Here is an 18570-nt window from a genome sequence, read left to right as displayed (position 1 = left end):
GGAAGTTTCCGGCGAGGCCGTCTGCATGCGGTGATGGGCGGTTACAGTCCGGAATTCGACGCGGGGACGACCCCCGCGAGCAGCGCACAGCCCCCTCCCGTGTTTCCCCGCACGGGCGGTTCCCCTCGCGCTTCGGGAGTGCCCCTTGGCCACGGTTGACACCGCACCCGCACAATCACCCGCCCCACCCCTGCAGCGGTCCAGCGCTTCCGCGGGGACACGTCTCCCGCCCGCCCAACCGCGCACCTCACCTGCCGAGGCGCGCACCCCCCTGCCGGACGCGCGCACTCCCCTGGAAGTTGTGTCGTCGGAGCCGCATCCCACGACGCTGATCGGCTCCGTACAGCGGGCGATGCGTCTCCTGGAGGCCGTTGCCGCGCGCCAGCACGGCGCCCCGGCCAAGCAGCTCGCCCGGGAGGCCGGGCTCGCGCTGCCGACGGCCTACCACCTGCTGCGGACCCTGGTGCACGAGGGCTATCTGTGCCGTGACAAGGGGCTGTTCTTCCTCGGCGAGGCCGCCGAGCGGTTGGGCAGTAGCGGAGCGCAGCAGAAACGTCGCAGCACGGTGAGCGAGACGCTCGCCCAGTGGCGCGATTCGATCGGCGCGCCCGTGTACTACGCGGTCTACCGTGACGGCGAGATCGAGGTCGTGTGCGTCGCCGACACGCCAGGGAATCCGGCGGTGGAGGAGTGGGCGGACTTCCGGGAGACCGGACACGCCCATGCGATCGGCCAGTGTCTGCTGTCCCAGCTCGACGAGAAGGCCCGCCGGGATCATCTCGACCGCTACCCCGTGCAGTCGATCACTCCCTATACGGTGCGTGACAACGTCAGTCTGCTGCGGCGGCTGGAGCGGACGGGGCGGATGGAGCCCGTCATCGAGCGCCAGGAGTACGCGCTGGGCACGGTCTGTGCGGCCCTTCCCATCACGGTCGGCACAACTGCCGCCGCAATGGCCTTTTCTCTCCCTCTTCACCAGGCCGATCGACTGCTGCCCGCGGCGCGGCAATTGCAAGGCGAGATCGGCAGACTACTGGGGACACTCGCGATCTCTATCAGTATCTGAAAACTCACTCCTTGTGATCTCGTGTGCACGTTGAGCAATATTTCAGCAGAGTCAGGGGGATGATTCCTGGCCGGTCGACGGCAAAACGACGGGGTAGGCGATGCGCGAGTCGGTACAGGCAGAGGTCATGATGAGCTTCCTCGTTTCGGAGGAGCTCTCTTTCCGCATTCCGGTGGAGCTGCGATACGAGACCTGTGATCCCTACGCCGTGCGGCTGACCTTCCACTTGCCCGGTGACGCGCCTGTGACCTGGGCGTTCGGGCGGGAGTTGCTGATCGACGGTGTGGGACGGCCGTGCGGTGACGGGGATGTGCACATCGCGCCCGCCGACCCGGAGGCGTTCGGTGAGGTGCTGATTCGGCTCCAGGTGGGTGGCGAGCACGCGCTGTTCCGGTCCGGGGCGGCGCCGCTCGTGGCCTTCCTCGACCGCACGGACAAGCTGGTGCCGCTGGGGCAGGAGCGTTCCCTCGCGGACTTCGACGCCCACCTCGACGAGGCGCTGGACCGCATCCTGGCGGAGGAGCAGAGCACGGGCTGAAGCCCCCCAGCCCCCCAGTGGAGTGCGCTTCCTCACGCGACGCGGGCGTGGGGAGGCTTCAGCGCTTGCGGCGACGGCCCTTGCCGCCGCGTGCCGGCGCCCTGCTCTCGACAGGCTCCGTGGCGGCGGCCGGGACTGCCGGACGGTCCGCGGAGACCACCAGGGCGGCCAGCAGCGTGGTCACCGGCACCGAGGCGACCAGGCCGATCGAGCCGACCAGGGTGCGCACGATCTCTTCGGCGACCAGTTCGCTGTTGGCGACCGTGCCCACACTGCTCTGCGCGATCGAGAAGAGCAGCAGCAGGGGAAGCGCGGCACCCGCGTACGCCAGGACGAGCGTGTTGACGACCGATGCGATGTGGTCACGGCCGATCCGGATTCCCGCGCGGTACAGATCGCGCCAGCCCATCGTCGGGCTGGCCTCGTGCAGCTCCCAGACCGCCGAGGTCTGCGTCACCGTCACATCGTCGAGCACACCGAGCGAACCGATGATGACGCCCGCGAGCAGCAGACCGCTCATGTCGATGGACGGATACAGGCCGTGGATCAGACCGGTGTTGTCGTCCGTGTTGCCGGTCAGCGCCGCCCAGCCGATGAACTCCGAGCCGAGGATGCCGATCAGCACCAGGGAGAGCAGGGTGCCGAGCACCGCCACCGACGTACGGGCCGAGAGGCCGTGGCACATGTAGAGCGCGATCAGCATGATCGCGCTCGCCCCGACCACGGCCACGACCAACGGATTCGAGCCCTGCAGGATCGCGGGCAGGATGAAGAAGGTCAGGATCACGAAGCTGATGGCCAGTGCGACCAGCGCCATGACACCGCGCATCCGGCCCACCACCACGACGGTCAGCGCGAAGATCCCGGCGAGCAGCGCCATCGGGAACTTCCGGTTCACATCGGTGACCGAGTACTGCAGGTCCCTGGGCGCGGAGGGCTCGTACGCGGCCACGACCTTCTCGCCCTCGTGCAACTGTCGTGACTGGTCAGGCTGGATGATCTCCGTGAACGTACGGCCCTTGTCCCTGCCGGTGTCGATCCGGATCGTCGCCTTTTTGCAGTCGCCCGTCGCCTGTTGCTGCGCGGAGGAGCCCTCGGCGGTGGACGTGTCGCCGGTCGGGGTCTCCCCCGACGCGTTCACGGACTTGCAGCTGACCTTGTCGACCTTGGTGACCGTGGCCTGCTGGGTCTGCCGGTCGAAGCCGACGCCGGTGCGCTCGTGGGAAGGGGCGCCACCGGGCCAGAGCACCGCGAGACCCACGACGACCGCGGCGGCGAAGGGGATCAGAATGGCCGCGATGACCTTGCGCAGATGCTTGGAGACGGGCGTGGCGGGCCCATGGCTGTGACTGTGCGAGTGCCCAGATCCGTGCCCGTCCCCAGACCCGTGCCCATCGCCACGGCCGTGCCCGTTCCCCGGCCCAGGTCCGTTCCCAGACCCAGACCCATGTCCGTGTCGGTCCCCGGGGCCGTGCTCGTGTCCCTCACCCGGTCCGTGCCCATGCCCTCCGCCCGGACCGGGGCTGGGGCCACCGCCCGGCCCGTGTCCCCGGCCGTCTCCGGATCCAGGTCCATAGCCGTCTCCGGGACCGCGTCGGCGCGGTGGCTCGGACGGCGGGAACGGGGGCTGCTGCGTTGTGGTCACCGACCGATCATCGCAAGAACGGCGAGGGGCCCTCTGTTCACCGCGCCAGATATGACGCTAGCGTGGAGTCACCTTTGCACACGCGGGAGCTCGGAGCACCGGGCTGAGAGGGCGCTGACCTCCGTCTTAGCGATGTTTCACGTGGAACGAGTGATGTTTCACAGGGGACGTCGGCAGACGGAATCCGCTGCGTCGACCGCCGAACCTGTTACCGGGTAATGCCGGCGTAGGGAGTAGGTCTCATGACCAACAAGGACGTACGCACGCCTGCCTCCAGCCAGATGGGCGGGGTGCCTGCCTCGCCCGAGGGCGAACAGCCGCGGGAGGCCGGGAAGTCCATCGGCTGGCACAAGGGATACGTTGGGGGTTCGCGCCCCGATCTGCGGGTGCCGGTCCGTCAAGTGCACCTCACCAACGGACAGTCCGTCACGCTGTACGACACCTCCGGCCCGTACACCGATCCGGTCGTCGACACCGACGTACGCAGGGGCCTCGCGCCACTGCGCGAGAACTGGATCATCGCCCGCGGCGACACCGAGGAGTACGCGGGCCGCCCCGTCCGTCCCGAGGACGACGGAATCAAGCACACCTCGCCGCGCGGGGGCCTGCGCAACCTCGACGCGGTCTTCCCGGGGCGGCCGCGCCAGCCGCGTCGAGGCCGCCCCGGACAGGCGGTCACGCAGCTCGCGTACGCCCGGCGGGGCGAGATCACCCCCGAGATGGAGTTCGTGGCGGTCCGCGAGAACGTCGACCCCGAGGTCGTACGCGAGGAGATCGCCGCGGGTCGCGCGGTGCTGCCCGCGAACGTCAACCACCCGGAGATCGAGCCGATGATCATCGGCAAGCGGTTCCTGGTGAAGGTCAACGCCAACATCGGCAACTCCGCCGTCACCTCCTCCATCGAGGAGGAGGTCGAGAAGATGACCTGGGCGACCCGCTGGGGCGCGGACACGGTCATGGACCTGTCCACCGGTCGCAATATCCACACCACGCGGGAATGGGTCCTGCGCAACTCCCCCGTCCCCATCGGCACGGTGCCGCTCTACCAGGCTCTGGAGAAGGTGGACGGCCGTGCCGAGGAGCTGACCTGGGAGATCTACAAGGACACGGTCATCGAGCAGGCCGAGCAGGGCGTGGACTACATGACGGTCCACGCGGGCGTGCGGCTGCCGTACGTGCCGCTCACGGCGAACCGCAAGACCGGCATCGTCTCGCGCGGCGGCTCGATCATGGCGGCCTGGTGCCTCGCGCACCACAAGGAATCGTTCCTCTACGAGAACTTCGAGGAACTCTGCGAGATCCTCGCGGCGTACGACGTCACGTACTCGCTCGGCGACGGGCTGCGGCCCGGGTCGATCGCGGACGCCAACGACGCGGCTCAGTTCGCGGAGTTGAGGACGCTCGGGGAACTCAACACGATCGCGAAGCGTTTTCATGTACAGACGATGATCGAGGGCCCGGGACATGTCCCGATGCACAAGATCAAGGAGAACATCGATCTTCAGCAGGAGATCTGTGATGAAGCTCCGTTCTATACGCTCGGCCCGCTGACGACGGACGTCGCGCCGGGGTACGACCACATCACCTCCGGCATCGGTGCCGCGATGATCGCCTGGTGGGGCACGGCCATGCTCTGTTATGTCACGCCCAAGGAGCACTTGGGCCTGCCCAATCGTGACGACGTCAAGACCGGCGTCATCACCTACAAGATCGCCGCCCACGCAGCCGACCTCGCCAAGGGGCACCCAGGTGCGCAGGAATGGGACGACGCGCTGTCCGACGCCCGTTTCGAGTTCCGGTGGGAGGACCAGTTCAACCTGGCCCTCGACCCGGACACGGCACGGGAGTTCCATGACGAGACCCTGCCGGCCGAACCCGCCAAGACGGCGCACTTCTGCTCCATGTGCGGTCCGAAGTTCTGCTCGATGAAGATCAGCCAGAGCATCACCGAGCAGTTCGGCGGTACGGCGGCCGCGGGGGCGTCGGCCGAAGAGGTCGCCGAGGGGATGCTGCAGAAGTCCAGGGAGTTCGCCGCCGCGGGCAACCGGGTGTATCTGCCGCTCGCGGACTGAGCCGCACGCACGCGCAGTCGTGCCCGGAGCCGTTCGCGGCGTACATCAGGCGCAACGAACGGCTCTCGGGCCGGCTTCTCTCGGCAGACTGGGCCCATGACATCGACATCCATGAGCAAGGGCGCCAACCTTCCCGTCGCCGCCGGGGCGGTACGGGCCGTGCTCGGCTGGAGAGGAGGGGCCGGTGCGCCGGACGCGGATGCCTCGGCGCTGCTGCTCGGCGCGGGCGGACGCGTGAGGGACGACGGGGACTTCGTCTTCTACAACCAGCCGCAGCACGCCTCCGGCGCCGTACGGCATCTCGGGAAGCAGCGGGACGGCGCTGCCACCACGGACACCGTCGAGGTGGACCTGCGTGCCTTGGAACCGGAGATCGAGCGGGTCGTCCTGTGCGCCTCGGCCGATGGCGGCACCTTCGGCGGGCTGTCCGGACTGACGCTGCGGCTGCTCGATGCCGGGACCCAGCAGGAGATCGCGCGCTTCGAGATGGAGGCCACGACGGAGACGGCGTTCATCGGGGGCGAGTTGTATCTGCGGGGAGGTCAGTGGAAGTTCCGGGCGGTCGGACAGGGCTATGCGTCCGGGCTGGCCGGTCTCGCCACCGACTTCGGTATCAGCGTGGAGTCCGACGGGGCCGGTGCGCCCGGGCCGGAGCCGGCGGTTTCGCCCGGGGGCACACCGGCGGTCTCGCCCACGCTCCCGCCGACTGGCTCGCGGACGGTCGCTCCCACCGCTGCGGGCGCCCTGCCGGCACCCCCGGCACCGCCGGCACCCCCAGTGTCCCCGGCTTCCTCCCCGCGTCTCAGCAAGGGCGAGGAACGGTTGCCCGTGGACATGCGCAAGCGGCTCTCGTTGCGCAAGGAGCAGGTGGCGGTCAGCCTGCGGAAGCACGGTGCGGAGGGGGTCACGGCGCGCGTCGTGTTGATCCTCGACGCCTCCGGTTCCATGTCGCTCCTGTACTCCAAGGGCGTCGTGGCCGACGTGGTGGAGCGGATGGCCGCGGTGGCGGCGCAGCTGGACGACGACGGGGTGATGCAGGCGTGGACGTTCGCCTCCCATGCCGCCCGGCTGCCGGACCCGAGTCTGGGCGAGCTGCCCGAGTGGCTGGAGCTCCATGTCAGGGTCGGTGAGCTGAGCCTGTTCCGGCGAGGCAACAAGCCGCGGAAGGGCCTGCTGCCGGGGCAGGTGGACATGCGGTCGGTCGGTATCCAGAACGAGGAGCAGAAGGCGATCGCCGAGGTGCGTACGTATGTACGAGAGCATCCGGCCGTCGATCCCACGCTCGTGTTGTTCTTCTCCGACGGCGGTGTCTATCGGAACAAGGCGATCGAGCAGGAGCTGAGGGCCGCGGTGGAGGAGCCGATCTTCTGGCAGTTCGTGGGCCTGGGGCGGTCGAACTACGGCGTGCTGGAGCGGTTCGACACGCTGCCCGGTCGGCGCGTCGACAACGTGGGGTTCTTCGCGGTGGACGACATCAGCGGCGTACCGGACCCGGAGTTGTACGACCGGCTGCTCTCCCAGTTCCCGGCCTGGATGACGGCGGCCCGGGGGCTCGGCATCATCTGACGGGGCGCACCGGGACCTGACGAGCGGGGCGGGCGCCGGTGAAGGGGTGGGCAGCGGCAAAAGGGCCCGCGCCGTATCGGCGCAGGCCCCTCGTTCCCGTCACCCGGGTGTCGGCCCGCCGGGTGTCACTCCGGCTGGTGCTCGGGCCCCCCGAAGTCCGGGCTGGTGAAGTCCGGGCTGGTGAAGCTCGGGCGCGGTCCGGCCGCGGGTCCGCCGTCGGGGCTGCTGAACCCCGGCCGGTTGTAGCCGAGGTGAGGCATCCGGCCGGTGGTCGGTGTCGGTGACGGACGGGTCAGTGCCGCCGAGCCCGGATCGGCGAGGGCCTCCCGGAGGAACGGCATGATGCCGCGCTCCAGCAGGGCCTCGCGCCAGGCTTCCCTGGCCCGGACCACCTCCGCGTTGAGCTCGCCGGGCGCTCCGGCCTGGAGCGAGGACGAGCCGTTGCGCAGAGCGGTGAGCAGCAGCCCGACCGCGGCGACCAGGATCGCGGCCGCCGTGACCGCGCCGAAGACCCACCCGGTGGTCAGCAGGGTCTGGGCGAATGCCAGCTCGGGGGTGAGGACCTTCAGGATGAATCCCACGAGCAGGAAGATCGCCGCGGCTGTGCCGGCGAGGACGGGGGCGAGCACCGCGACGACGGCGATCGCGCCGGCACCGGCGGTCTCGGTGACCTCGCCCATGGTGGCGGCGAGCCCCATCGCGGTCGCGCCGGGCTCCGCGGAGCCGGCGCCTTCACTCACGGTTGGGGTGGACGGCGCCGGGCGGCGCAGTTCCTCGCGGACCTTCACGTAGTGCGCGTACTCGGTCGCCGCGGCCGCCGTGATGAGTGCGGTGGCGTTGAGCGCCATGGTGCGCAGCTGTTCGGCATTGAGCCGCCGGCCGACAGCGGCGAGTTCCGGGCGGTGTGGGGCGGAGCGCAGCGCCTCATCGAGGATCCGCTCGTATTCCTGGCGGTCCTCGCTCAGCAGGTGCTGCGGAACGCTGTTCATGTGCATCCCCCGATGCTCCGTAGGGCTGGTGGCTCGCACGCTGACGAGCCGTCGGGCAGAAACGGAGGGGAGCCTGCTACGGATAAGCCGATGGTAGAGCGGTGACGGCACGCCGTGACAGGGGGTTTCCAGAAATTGCCCTCTGGCCAGCGCTGTCCTTCCTGGGGGACGCCTGCCCGAAGAACCCTCAGCTATCCAGGGGAAGTTGCTGGACCAGCAGTTTTCCGGCCATGGTCACTCCGCCGTCCATTGCGATGGCCAGTCCGTCGGCGTAAAGATGCGGTCCCTCGACCACGGGGCCCGCGGCGTCCTCGCCGTCCTCCGAGCCGACCTCACCCAGGAGGTACGGGATGGGGCTGTGGCCGTGGACGACACGGGTGCCACCGTAGGTGTCGAGCAGGGACAGCGCCGCCTCGGCACCGCCTTCGTCGCGGAAGGCGAAGCGTCTGGTGAACTTCCGGAAGAGGTCCCAGCACTCGTCCGCGTCGTTGCGCGTGAGGGTTTCGCGGATGGTGTCGTTGACCGCCTCGATCGAGTCGCCGTAGTCGAGGTAGGCGGTGGTGTCGGAGTGCACGAGGAGGTGCCCGTCGACCTGCTCCATGGCGTCCAGGCGGGCCATCCACTGCAGGTGGTGGTCCTGGAGGCGGTCCATGTCGGTCTTCTGGCCGCCGTTGAGCAGCCACGCGGCCTGGAAGGTGGCGGTACCCGCGCCGGAGTGGACGGGGGTGTCGCCGAACCGCTTGGCGCCGAGCAGCAGCAGCTCGTGATTGCCCATGAGCGCCTTGCAGTAGCCGCCGACCGCGGCCGCCTCGGCGGACAGCCGCATCACGAGGTCGATCACGCCGATGCCGTCGGGGCCGCGGTCGGTGAAGTCGCCGAGGAACCACAGGCGCGCGGTCCCGGCGGACCAGTTGCCCGCGGCGTCGAGGAGGCCCTGCTCCTGGAGCGCGGCGACCAGCTGGTCGAGGTAGCCGTGCACGTCGCCCACGACGTACAGCGGACCCGGCCCGTCGGCGGGCTGGGGGGCCGCCACCGCGGCGGGGTCCATGACGACCTGCACCGTGTCGCCCCGGTTGATGACGGGCAGGTCGCGCCGGGTGGGCGTGTAGCCCTCGGGCTCCTCGCCGACCCCGGCCGCCTCGCCGGGAGCTGCGCTCGGCGGGTACGGACCGGTCTCGTGGATGTACGCGGGCACCCGGAAGTCGCGCAACGTCTCCGTCCGCACCGCCTCGGGTCCCTGACCGGCCCCCTGAGTCATCGACCCCTCCACCACCATCGCGCCGCATCTGCACCGGATCGGACTGCCTGGTCGCAGCGGCCCGCGGTGTCGTGGGCCCATCATAGGAATGCGGATCGCGCCATGTGATGACCCAGGGGTGGTGAATCGGAGCAGGAGCCCTGTTCGCCACGGTTTTCGCCCGAATTGGGCGGGGCTTTCCCTGGTGGATGCCCCGCCGCCGACATGACGGACGTCAACCTCAGCGTACGCCGGGCCACTCCTCCCCGGGGGCCCGGACTACCCCTTCTCGGGTGACCGGGGCGGGCTGACCGTCGTACGAGGTGGACGCCGCTCGGAGGAGGTACGCACGATCAGCTCCGTCGGTATGACCTGTTCGACGGGTTGGTCGGTTTCCGCTCCCTCGATGGCGTCGATGAGGAGCTGGACGACGGCGGTGCCGATGCGGCGGGGTTTGAGCGAGAGGGTGGTGATGGGCGGCTCGGTGCTGGCGTAGACGGTGGACTCGCTGCAGCAGACCAGTAGCAGGTCGTCCGGGACGCGCAGTCCGTAGCGCCGGGCCGCGGCCAGCAGATCGGTGCCGTTGGGGTCGAAGAGGCCGTAGACCGCGTCGGGGCGGTCGGGCCGGGCCAGCAGCCGGTCCGCGGCGACGGCGCCCGCACACGGGTCGTGGGCCGGGTAGGCCTCGTACACCGGATCCTGTCCGACCCGCTCGCACCAGTGCAGGTACGCGGTGGTGGAGAGGTGGGTATAGGTGTCGGTGGAGGTGCCGGTGAGGAGGCCGATGCGGCGGGCGCCGGCGTCGGCGAGGTGGTCGAGGATGCCCAGGACGGCGGCTTCGTGGTCGTTGTCGACCCAGGCGGTGACGGGCAGGGTGCCGGCGGGGCGGCCGTCGGAGACGACCGGTAAGCCCTGACGGACGAGTTCGCTGACCACGGGGTCCTGGTCGGAGGGGTCGATGACGACGGTTCCGTCGAGGGCGACGTTGGACCAGACGTCGTGGCGTGAGGTGGCGGGGAGGATGACCAGGGCGTAGCCGCGGGCGAGTGCGGCGGAGGTGGCGGCTCTGGCCATCTCGGCGAAGTAGGCGAATTCGGTGAAGGTGAAAGGTTCATCCCCGTAGGTGGTCACGGTCAGGCCGATGAGGCCGGACTTGCCGGTACGGAGGGTGCGGGCGGCGGCCGACGGGCGATAGCCCAGCCGGTCGGCGACTTCGCGGACGTGGCGTCGGGTGGCGTCCGGGAGCCGGCCCTTGCCGTTGAGGGCGTCGGAGACGGTTGTGATCGAGACGCCTGCGGCCGCAGCGACGTCTCTGATTCCCGCCCGGCTCGGTCGACCGCCTCGGCGTGTAGTCTCCGCCCGGCTCACCTGGTGCTTCCCTGCTGCTGTCATGGCGAGCCGATAGTAGGGCTCATGCGGTGGGGTAGTGCGGACGCATATGCACGCGTTGACAGGCACGTTTCTGCATGATCAAAACGTGCCTACTCCCTTTGAAACCAAGTCAGTTAAACGATCCAATGGCAGTACGTGACGCGTCGGCGCGCATGGGCCTGCCAAGTGGGTCATGTTTCGAAGAGGTCTCAACTCACCTGCACGGGTGATGCGCGCTACGGCGTGAGCCACCAGCGCGCAGCCTTGAAGGCAACGCGCCCCCCGATTCGTACGCCTTCGTACGAGGATGACCGCGGAGTTCGCACGGAGACGGTCGCCGGGGAGTATGACGATGATCACCAAGGCGTACGCGCCGGGTCGTCGGGCCGGGCCAGGGGCGTCGCATGGTTGTCCCCGGCCCATTCGCAGCGGCGCCGAATCCTCATAAGGTGAGAAGCATTGGTAGCCGGTGGTGGTCATGAGCCAGCGGTGGTCGCGAGGAGGACTGCGGTGAGCGAGACGAGCCCCAAGCTGCGTGCCGAGCTGGAGGGTATCCCCACCTACAAGCCGGGCAAGCCCGCCGCGGCCGGCGCGGTGGCGTACAAGCTGTCCTCCAACGAGAACCCCTACCCGCCGCTGCCCGGGGTGATGGAGAGCGTGACCGCCGCGGCCGGTACGTTCAACCGCTACCCGGACATGGCGTGCACCGGACTGATGAGCGAGCTGTCGGACCGCTTCGGGGTCCCCCTCTCGCACCTGGCGACCGGCACCGGTTCGGTCGGGGTGGCCCAGCAGCTGCTGCAGGCGACCAGCGGACCGGGCGACGAGGTGATCTACGCCTGGCGGTCCTTCGAGGCGTACCCGATCATCACGCAGATCAGCGGGGCGACCTCGGTACGGGTGCCGCTGACCTCGGACGAGGTGCACGACCTGGACGCCATGGCCGACGCGATCACCGACAGAACGCGGCTGATTTTCGTCTGCAACCCGAACAACCCGACCGGCACCGTGGTGCGCCGGGCCGAGCTGGAGCGATTCCTCGACCGGGTGCCTGGCGATGTCCTGGTGGTCCTGGACGAGGCGTACCGCGAGTTCATCCGGGACGTCGAGGTGCCGGACGGCGTTTCGATCTACCGTGACCGTCCCAACGTCTGTGTGCTGCGCACCTTCTCCAAGGCGTACGGGCTCGCGGGCCTGAGGGTCGGTTTCGCGATCGCGCACGAGCCGGTGGCCGCGGCGCTGCGCAAGACTGCGGTGCCCTTCGGCGTGAGCCAGCTCGCGCAGGACGCGGCGGTCGCCTCGCTGCGCGCCGAGGACGAACTGCTCGGCCGGGTTGGCACGCTGGTGTGCGAGCGCAACCGCGTGGTCGAGGCGTTGCGCGGTCGGGGCTGGACGGTGCCCGAGACGCAGGCCAACTTCGTGTGGCTCAGGCTGGGGGAGCGCACGCTCGAGTTCGCCGCCCACTGCGAGCAGGCCGGGGTCGTCGTGCGGCCCTTCGCCGGGGAAGGGGTGCGCGTGACGATCGGCGAGACCGAGGCGAACGACATCTTCCTCAAGGCGACCGAGGGGTTCCGCAAGGAGCTCTGACGTCACATCCCCTCCGACGTCGCATCCCCGCTGACAACCCCGCTGCTTCCGTGCCTCGCGGCGCCGGAGCAGCGGGGTTGTCGTCGTCGGTCCGGAGGACACCGTGGTGTGGTCCGGAGGACACCTTGGTGTGTTCGAGACCTTCCGAGGGGTTGACGCAAAGGGGGACCCCCCTTCGAGGGTCGAAAGCCGGTGCGTCATAATTGCTTGTGAATGTGAACGCGTTCACAAGCGTGTCCCGGTTGTCCCGTGATGTATGTAACAAAAGGGGCAAACTGCCGCTGTAACCACGGCGGCGTAAGGAGACTGACGACGTGGAACTGGCTTTGGCACCGGAGACTCTGGCTCGGTGGCAGTTCGGCATCACCACCGTCTACCACTTCCTCTTCGTCCCTCTGACGATCTCGCTCGCCGCTCTCACGGCGATTCTGGAGACCGCCTGGGTGCGGACGGGCAAGGAGCACTACCTCAGGGCGACCAAGTTCTGGGGAAAGCTGTTCCTGATCAACATCGCCATGGGTGTCGTGACCGGCATCGTGCAGGAGTTCCAGTTCGGCATGAACTGGTCCGACTACTCGCGCTTCGTCGGTGACGTGTTCGGCGCCCCGCTTGCCTTCGAGGCCCTGATCGCCTTCTTCTTCGAGTCCACCTTCATCGGGCTGTGGATCTTCGGCTGGGACAAGCTGCCGAAGAAGGTGCACCTCGCCTGTATCTGGGTGGTCTCCATCGGCACGATCCTGTCGGCCTACTTCATCATGGCGGCCAACTCCTTCATGCAACATCCGGTCGGCTACCGGCTGGTGAAGAAGGCGGACGGCACGATGCGCGCCGAGCTGACCGACTTCCCCAAGGTGCTCTTCCAGGAGACGGCGCTCGTCAACTTCTGGCATGTGATCAGCGCGTCCATCCTGGTCGGCGGCGCTTTCATGACCGGCATCGCCGTCTTCCACCTGCGCAAGAAGCGGCATGTCCGCACCATGCGGATGTCGCTGCGGCTCGGCCTGGTCACCGCGCTGGTCGGCACGCTCCTCACCGTCGTCAGCGCCGACACCCTCGGCAAGGTGATGTACGAGCAGCAGCCGATGAAGATGTCGGCCGCCGAAGCTTTGTGGGACTCGCAGCAGCCCGCACCCTTCTCGCTCTTCGCGTACGGCGATGTCGCGAAGGGGCACAACACCGTCGCCATCGAGATCCCGGGGATACTCTCCTTCCTCGCCAAGAACGACTTCAACGCCAAGATCCCCGGCATCAACGACATCAACAAGTCCGAACAGGAGAAGTTCGGGCCCGGTGACTACCGGCCCAACATCCCCACCGCCTACTGGGCGTACCGCTGGATGATCGGCTTCGGTGGGGTCTCGATGGCCCTGTGCACCGCCGGCCTCTGGTTGACGAGGCGGAAGTTCTGGCTGGCGCCGGAACACCGCACCGGGGACGAGGACGTCCCGAAGCTCATGCTCACCAAGAACATGGAGCTGACGCCGAAGCTCGGCATCTGGTGGTGGCGGCTGTCCCAGTGGACGTTGATCTTCCCGCTCATCGGCATCTCCTGGGGATGGATCTTCACCGAGACGGGGCGTCAGCCCTGGGTGGTGTACGGCCTGTTGAGGACCAGGGACGCGGTCTCGCCCGGGGTCTCCCAGGCGGAGGTGCTGACCTCGCTGATCGCGTTCACCCTCATCTACGCGATCCTCGCCGTCATCGAGGTGAAGCTGATGCTCAAGTACGTGAAGCAGGGTCCGCCGGAGCTCACCGAGGCCGACCTCAACCCGCCCACCAAGATCGGCGGCGACCCCCATGACGCCGACAAGCCGATGGCCTTCTCCTACTAGGCCCAGGGAGCTGCTGAGTCATGGAACTCCACGACGTCTGGTTCGTCATCATCGCGGTCCTGTGGACCGGCTACTTCTTCCTGGAGGGCTTCGACTTCGGGGTCGGCGTCCTCACCAAGCTGCTGGCCCGCGACCGCACCGAGAAGCGGGTCCTCATCAACACCATCGGACCCGTCTGGGACGGCAACGAGGTGTGGCTGCTCTCGGCGGGCGGCGCGACCTTCGCCGCCTTCCCGGAGTGGTATGCCACGCTCTTCTCCGGCTTCTATCTGCCGCTGCTGCTCATCCTCGTCTGCCTGATCGTGCGCGGAGTCGCCTTCGAGTACCGGGTGAAGCGGCCCGAGGAGAACTGGCAGCGCAACTGGGAGGCGGCGATCTTCTGGACCTCGCTCGTTCCCGCGTTCATGTGGGGCGTGGCCTTCGGCAACATCGTGCACGGAGTGAAGATCGACAAGAACTTCGAGTACGTGGGCAACTTCGGTGACCTGCTCAACCCGTACGCGCTCCTGGGCGGTCTGGTCACGCTGACGCTGTTCACCTTCCACGGGACCGTGTTCGTGGGGCTCAAGACCGTCGGGGACATACGGGAGCGGGCGCGCAAGCTCTCGCTCGGGGTCGGGCTGGTGGCCGCCGTGGTGGCACTCGTCTTCCTGATCTGGACCCAGGCCGACAACGGCGACGCGAAGTCCCTGGCCGCGCTGATCGTGGCCGTGGTCGCCCTCGTCGCCGCGATCGCGGTGGCCCAGACGGGGCGCGAGGGCTGGGCGTTCGCGCTGTCGGGGCTCACCATCGTGGCAGCCGTCGCGATGCTCTTCCTGACGCTCTTCCCGAACGTCATGCCGTCCTCGCTCAACGCGGACTGGAGCCTGACGGTCAGCAACGCCTCGTCGTCTCCTTACACCCTGAGGATCATGACCTGGTGCGCGGGAATCGCCACACCGATGGTTCTGCTCTACCAGTCGTGGACGTACTGGGTGTTCCGCAAGAGGATCGGTACGCATCACATCGCCGCGGATGTTGCGCACTGAGCCCGGCCTTATGGGCTGAATCCGACCTCATGGACCAAGTCCGACCCAAGGGCATGTTTCACGTGAAACATGCCGGATGAGCCAAGGGTGTGTTTCACGTGAAACCAATCGATCCGCGTCTGCTGCGGTACACCCGCGCCACTCGCTTCTTCCTCATGGCGGTCGTGGGGCTGGGCGCGGCCGGAGCGGCGCTGGTCATTGCCCAAGCGATGCTCATCGCCGAAGTGGTCGTCGGTGCTTTCCAGCACGGTCACTCGGCTTCCGAACTCCGGACGCCCCTGGTCCTGCTGGTCGCGGTCGCCACCGGGCGAGCGGTTGTCTCCTGGCTCACCGAACTCGCCGCGCACCGGGCGAGTGCGGCGGTCAAGTCGGAGTTGCGGGGACGGTTGCTGGAGCGGGCCGCCGCGCTCGGTCCCGGGTGGCTGAGCGGGCAGCGGACCGGGTCGCTGGTCGCCCTCGCCACGCGGGGAGTGGACGCGCTCGACGACTACTTCTCGCGCTATCTCCCCCAGCTGGGACTCGCGGTCGTGGTGCCCGTGGCGGTGCTCGCGCGGATCGTCACCGAGGACTGGGTGTCGGCGGCGATCATCGTCGTCACCCTGCCGCTCATCCCCGTCTTCATGGCGCTGATCGGCTGGGCCACCCGGTCTCAGATGGACCGTCAGTGGCGACTGCTGTCCCGGCTCTCGGGGCACTTCCTGGATGTGGTCGCAGGTCTGCCCACGCTCAAGGTCTTCGGGCGGGCCAAGGCGCAGGCCGAGTCGATCCGGCGGATCACCGGCGAGTACCGCCAGGCGACCATGCGGACGCTGCGGATCGCCTTCCTCTCGTCCTTCGCGCTGGAGCTGCTCGCCACGATCTCGGTCGCCCTGGTCGCGGTGACCATCGGGATGCGGCTCGTCCACGGCGACATGGATCTGTACGTCGGGCTCGTCGTCCTCGTCCTCGCTCCCGAGGCGTATCTGCCACTGCGGCAGGTGGGGGCGCAGTACCACGCCGCCGCCGAGGGGCTCGCGGCGGCGGAGGAGATCTTCTCGGTGCTGGAGACCCCGGTGCCGACCACCGGTTCGCTCGTCGCGCCGGAGGGGGAGATCCGCTTCGAGGGAGTGACAGTCCGGTATCCGGGACGCTCCGGGGACGGGGTCTCCGATGTCTCCTTCACGGTCGAGCCCGGTGAGACGGTGGCCCTCGTCGGACCGAGCGGCGTGGGCAAGTCCACGCTGCTGAACATCCTGCTGGGGTTTGTGGAGCCCGTCGCGGGGCGGGTGCGGATCGGAGGAGTCGATCTCGCCGAGGCCGATGTGGAGGAATGGCGGTCCCGGGTGGCGTGGGTGCCTCAGCGGCCGCACCTCTACGCCGGCTCGATCGCCGAGAACGTACGGCTCGTCCGGCCCGACGCTGACGACACGGCGGTGCGGCGGGCGCTGGGCGACGCGGGGGCGCTGGAGTTCGTGGACGCGTTGCCCGACGGGGTCCGGACAGTCCTCGGCGAGGACGGCAGCGGACTCTCCGCCGGGCAGCGTCAACGTCTCGCGCTGGCCCGGGCGTTTCTCGCGGACCGGCCCGTGCTGCTGCTCGACGAGCCGACGGCTTCGCTGGACGGGGCGACGGAGGCGGAGGTCGTGGCGGCGGTGCGCAGACTCGCCGTCGGCCGGACGGTGCTGCTGGTGGTGCACCGTCCCGCGCTGCTGGAGGTGGCCGACCGGGTGGTGCGGCTCGAGGCCGCGGCGTCGGTCGTCGCGACCGGTTCCGTCCACGGCGAGGGCGTGAAGGAGTTCCCGACGGTCGAGCCGGAGGGCGTGCCCGCGGCCGCCACGGAAGAAGCCCACGCGGCCCCTCCGCGACGCGGAGGTGTGCTCGCCCGGGTCCGTGCGACGGCCGGTCCCCGGCGCGGTCGTTTCGCGCTCGCCCTTCTCCTCGGGAGCCTCGCCCTCGGAAGTGCCGTCGGGCTGATGGCCACCTCCGGGTGGCTGATCTCACGGGCGTCGCAGCAGCCGCCGGTGATGTACCTGATGCTGGCCGTGACCGCCACACGGGCGTTCGGGATCGGCCGGGCCGTCTTCCGGTACGCGGAGCGGCTCGTGTCGCACGACGCGGTGCTGCGCATGCTGGCCGACACCCGCGTCGCCGTCTACCGACGCCTTGAGCGCCTGGCCCCCGCCGGACTGCGCACGGCCCGGCGGGGCGACCTGCTGTCACGGCTCGTGGCCGATGTGGATGCCCTGCAGGACTACTGGCTGCGGTGGCTGCTGCCGGCCGGGGCGGCGCTCCTCGTGTCCGCAGCCTCCGTCGGCTTCACCGCCTGGCTGCTCCCCGAGGCCGGGGCCGCCCTCGCCGCCGGGCTGCTGGCGGCCGGGGTCGGTGTCCCGCTTCTGACCGGCGCCGTGGCGCGCCGCGCGGAGCACCGGCTGTCCCCCGCTCGCGGCGCCCTGGCGACCCGGGTGACCGACCTCCTCACCGGGACGGCCGAGTTGACGGTCGCGGGCGCGCTGCCCACCCGTACGGCCGAGGCACGGCGGGCCGACACCGCGCTGACCCGCATCGCCTCCCGGGCCGCCACCGCGACCGCGCTCGGCGACGGGCTCACCGCGCTGGCGACCGGACTGACCGTCGCGGCGACCGCCCTCGCGGGCGCCCAGGCGGTCGCCGGCGGGCGACTGAGCGGCGTGGCGATGGCCGTGGTCGTCCTCACCCCGCTGGCGGCGTTCGAGGCCGTCCTGGGGCTGCCGCTCGCCGTCCAGTACCGGCAGCGGGTGCGCAGGAGCGCGGAGCGTGTGTACGAGGTGCTGGACGCCCCCGATCCCGTACGCGAACCGGAGGTCCCGCAGCCGGTGCCCGCGTCGCCGTTCCCGCTGCGCGTACAGGGGCTCAGGGCGCGCCATGCCGGACAGGACCGTGACGCGCTCGCCGGCCTCGACCTGACCCTCGAACAGGGCCGCAGGGTCGCCGTCGTCGGCCCCTCCGGCTCCGGCAAGACCACGCTCGCACAGGTGCTGCTGCGGTTCCTGGACGCGGAGGCGGGGACGTACACGTTGGGCGGCACGGACGCGTACGGGATGGACGGGGACGACGTGCGCCGACTGGTCGGTCTCTGCGCCCAGGACGCCCACCTCTTCGACAGCACGGTGCGCGAGAACCTCCTGCTGGCCCGGAAGAACGCCACCGAGTCCGAGCTGCGCGACGCGCTCGCGGGGGCCTGGCTCCTGGAGTGGGCGGACGGACTGCCCGAAGGACTCGACACGCTCATCGGCGAGCACGGGGCGCGGCTGTCCGGTGGCCAGCGCCAGCGGCTGGCGCTCGCTCGCGCGCTGCTGGCCGACTTCCCCGTGCTCGTCCTTGACGAGCCCGCGGAACACCTCGACCTGCCGACGGCGGACGCGCTCACCGCGGACCTGCTCGCCGCGACCGAGGGCCGAACGACGCTGCTGATCACCCATCGGCTGGCCGGTCTCGCGGCGGTGGACGAGGTGATCGTGCTGGCCGCGGGACGGGTGGCGCAGCGGGGTGCGTACGCGGAGCTGTCGGTGGTGGAGGGGCCGTTGCGGGAGATGCTGGAGCGGGAGGCGGCGGGGGATCTACTGGCCGGGGCGGCGGCGCGCTAGCGGCTCCCCGGACAACGGTCCGACTTTCCGCACCAAA

12 protein-coding genes are annotated in these 18570 nt (G+C 69.5%); 8 read left to right on the top strand and 4 right to left on the bottom strand.

From position 1 onward, the window contains the following. The first annotated feature begins 301 nt into the window (after nt 1–301). Together AAFF41_RS24530 and AAFF41_RS24525 are read left to right on the top strand one after the other, a co-directional pair. The gene (locus AAFF41_RS24530) at nt 302–1066 is read left to right on the top strand and encodes an IclR family transcriptional regulator (protein WP_257040335.1); all 765 of its coding nucleotides are present in this window, start codon (nt 302–304) and stop codon (nt 1064–1066) included. A 100-nt stretch (nt 1067–1166) separates the two neighbouring features. Then, a complete protein-coding gene (locus AAFF41_RS24525; protein ID WP_343324636.1) occupies nt 1167–1604 on the top strand; it encodes an SsgA family sporulation/cell division regulator in 438 nt (145 codons plus the stop codon). Nucleotides 1605–1662: 58 nt separating this feature from the next. On the opposite strand, the gene AAFF41_RS24520 is transcribed toward AAFF41_RS24525, so the two are convergent. Next, nucleotides 1663–3249 carry a YibE/F family protein gene (locus AAFF41_RS24520; RefSeq protein WP_343324635.1) on the bottom strand — a complete coding sequence of 529 codons (1587 nt, stop codon included), beginning with the start codon at nt 3247–3249 and terminating at the stop codon, nt 1663–1665. A gap of 242 nt (nt 3250–3491) precedes the next feature. Here AAFF41_RS24520 and thiC point away from each other — a divergent pair, with 242 nt between their 5' ends. Together thiC and AAFF41_RS24510 are read left to right on the top strand one after the other, a co-directional pair. Beyond that, nucleotides 3492–5321, top strand: a complete 1830-nt coding sequence (thiC, locus tag AAFF41_RS24515) for a phosphomethylpyrimidine synthase ThiC (RefSeq protein WP_343324634.1) — start codon at nt 3492–3494, stop codon at nt 5319–5321. 96 nt (nt 5322–5417) lie between these two features. Further along, a complete protein-coding gene (locus AAFF41_RS24510) occupies nt 5418–6887 on the top strand; it encodes a VWA domain-containing protein (protein ID WP_343324633.1) in 1470 nt (489 codons plus the stop codon). 125 nt (nt 6888–7012) lie between these two features. Here AAFF41_RS24510 and AAFF41_RS24505 read toward each other — a convergent pair whose 3' ends face one another. The 3 genes from AAFF41_RS24505 to AAFF41_RS24495 form a co-directional block, all read right to left on the bottom strand. Continuing rightward, the gene (locus AAFF41_RS24505) at nt 7013–7882 is read right to left on the bottom strand and encodes a hypothetical protein (protein ID WP_343324632.1); all 870 of its coding nucleotides are present in this window, start codon (nt 7880–7882) and stop codon (nt 7013–7015) included. A gap of 181 nt (nt 7883–8063) precedes the next feature. Beyond that, nucleotides 8064–9134 carry a metallophosphoesterase gene (locus tag AAFF41_RS24500; protein WP_319751197.1) on the bottom strand — a complete coding sequence of 357 codons (1071 nt, stop codon included), beginning with the start codon at nt 9132–9134 and terminating at the stop codon, nt 8064–8066. A gap of 258 nt (nt 9135–9392) precedes the next feature. Beyond that, the gene (locus tag AAFF41_RS24495) at nt 9393–10505 is read right to left on the bottom strand and encodes a LacI family DNA-binding transcriptional regulator (RefSeq protein WP_319751198.1); all 1113 of its coding nucleotides are present in this window, start codon (nt 10503–10505) and stop codon (nt 9393–9395) included. Nucleotides 10506–10994: 489 nt separating this feature from the next. Here AAFF41_RS24495 and hisC point away from each other — a divergent pair, with 489 nt between their 5' ends. From hisC to cydD, 4 genes are all read left to right on the top strand, one after another. Further along, nucleotides 10995–12071, top strand: coding sequence for a histidinol-phosphate transaminase (gene hisC / locus AAFF41_RS24490; protein WP_319751199.1), 1077 nt, complete (start codon nt 10995–10997; stop codon nt 12069–12071). A gap of 314 nt (nt 12072–12385) precedes the next feature. Next, a complete protein-coding gene (locus AAFF41_RS24485; RefSeq protein ID WP_319751200.1) occupies nt 12386–13903 on the top strand; it encodes a cytochrome ubiquinol oxidase subunit I in 1518 nt (505 codons plus the stop codon). A 20-nt stretch (nt 13904–13923) separates the two neighbouring features. Beyond that, on the top strand, nt 13924–14931 hold the full coding sequence (gene cydB, locus AAFF41_RS24480; RefSeq protein WP_217569795.1) for a cytochrome d ubiquinol oxidase subunit II: 1008 nt from the start codon (nt 13924–13926) through the stop codon (nt 14929–14931). Between the two features lie 98 nt (nt 14932–15029). Beyond that, complete coding sequence (gene cydD / locus AAFF41_RS24475) at nt 15030–18533, top strand: thiol reductant ABC exporter subunit CydD (protein WP_343324631.1); 3504 nt, start codon at nt 15030–15032, stop codon at nt 18531–18533. The last annotated feature ends 37 nt before the right edge of the window (nt 18534–18570 follow it).

The organism is Streptomyces mirabilis (assembly GCF_039503195.1).
Lineage (GTDB): Bacteria > Actinomycetota > Actinomycetes > Streptomycetales > Streptomycetaceae > Streptomyces > Streptomyces mirabilis_D.
The sequence above is the reverse complement of the archived record's forward strand: the minus strand, read 5'-3'. Positions and strand labels throughout refer to the sequence as shown.

Coding starts and splice junctions, on each gene's coding strand:
- AAFF41_RS24525 (WP_343324636.1), top strand. CDS start 1,167: ATGCGCGAGTCGGTACAGGCAGAGGTCATGATGAGCTTCCTCGTTTCG.
- thiC (WP_343324634.1), top strand. CDS start 3,492: ATGACCAACAAGGACGTACGCACGCCTGCCTCCAGCCAGATGGGCGGG.
- AAFF41_RS24510 (WP_343324633.1), top strand. CDS start 5,418: ATGACATCGACATCCATGAGCAAGGGCGCCAACCTTCCCGTCGCCGCC.
- AAFF41_RS24505 (WP_343324632.1), bottom strand. CDS start 7,882: ATGCACATGAACAGCGTTCCGCAGCACCTGCTGAGCGAGGACCGCCAG.
- AAFF41_RS24500 (WP_319751197.1), bottom strand. CDS start 9,134: ATGACTCAGGGGGCCGGTCAGGGACCCGAGGCGGTGCGGACGGAGACG.
- AAFF41_RS24495 (WP_319751198.1), bottom strand. CDS start 10,505: ATGACAGCAGCAGGGAAGCACCAGGTGAGCCGGGCGGAGACTACACGC.
- cydB (WP_217569795.1), top strand. CDS start 13,924: ATGGAACTCCACGACGTCTGGTTCGTCATCATCGCGGTCCTGTGGACC.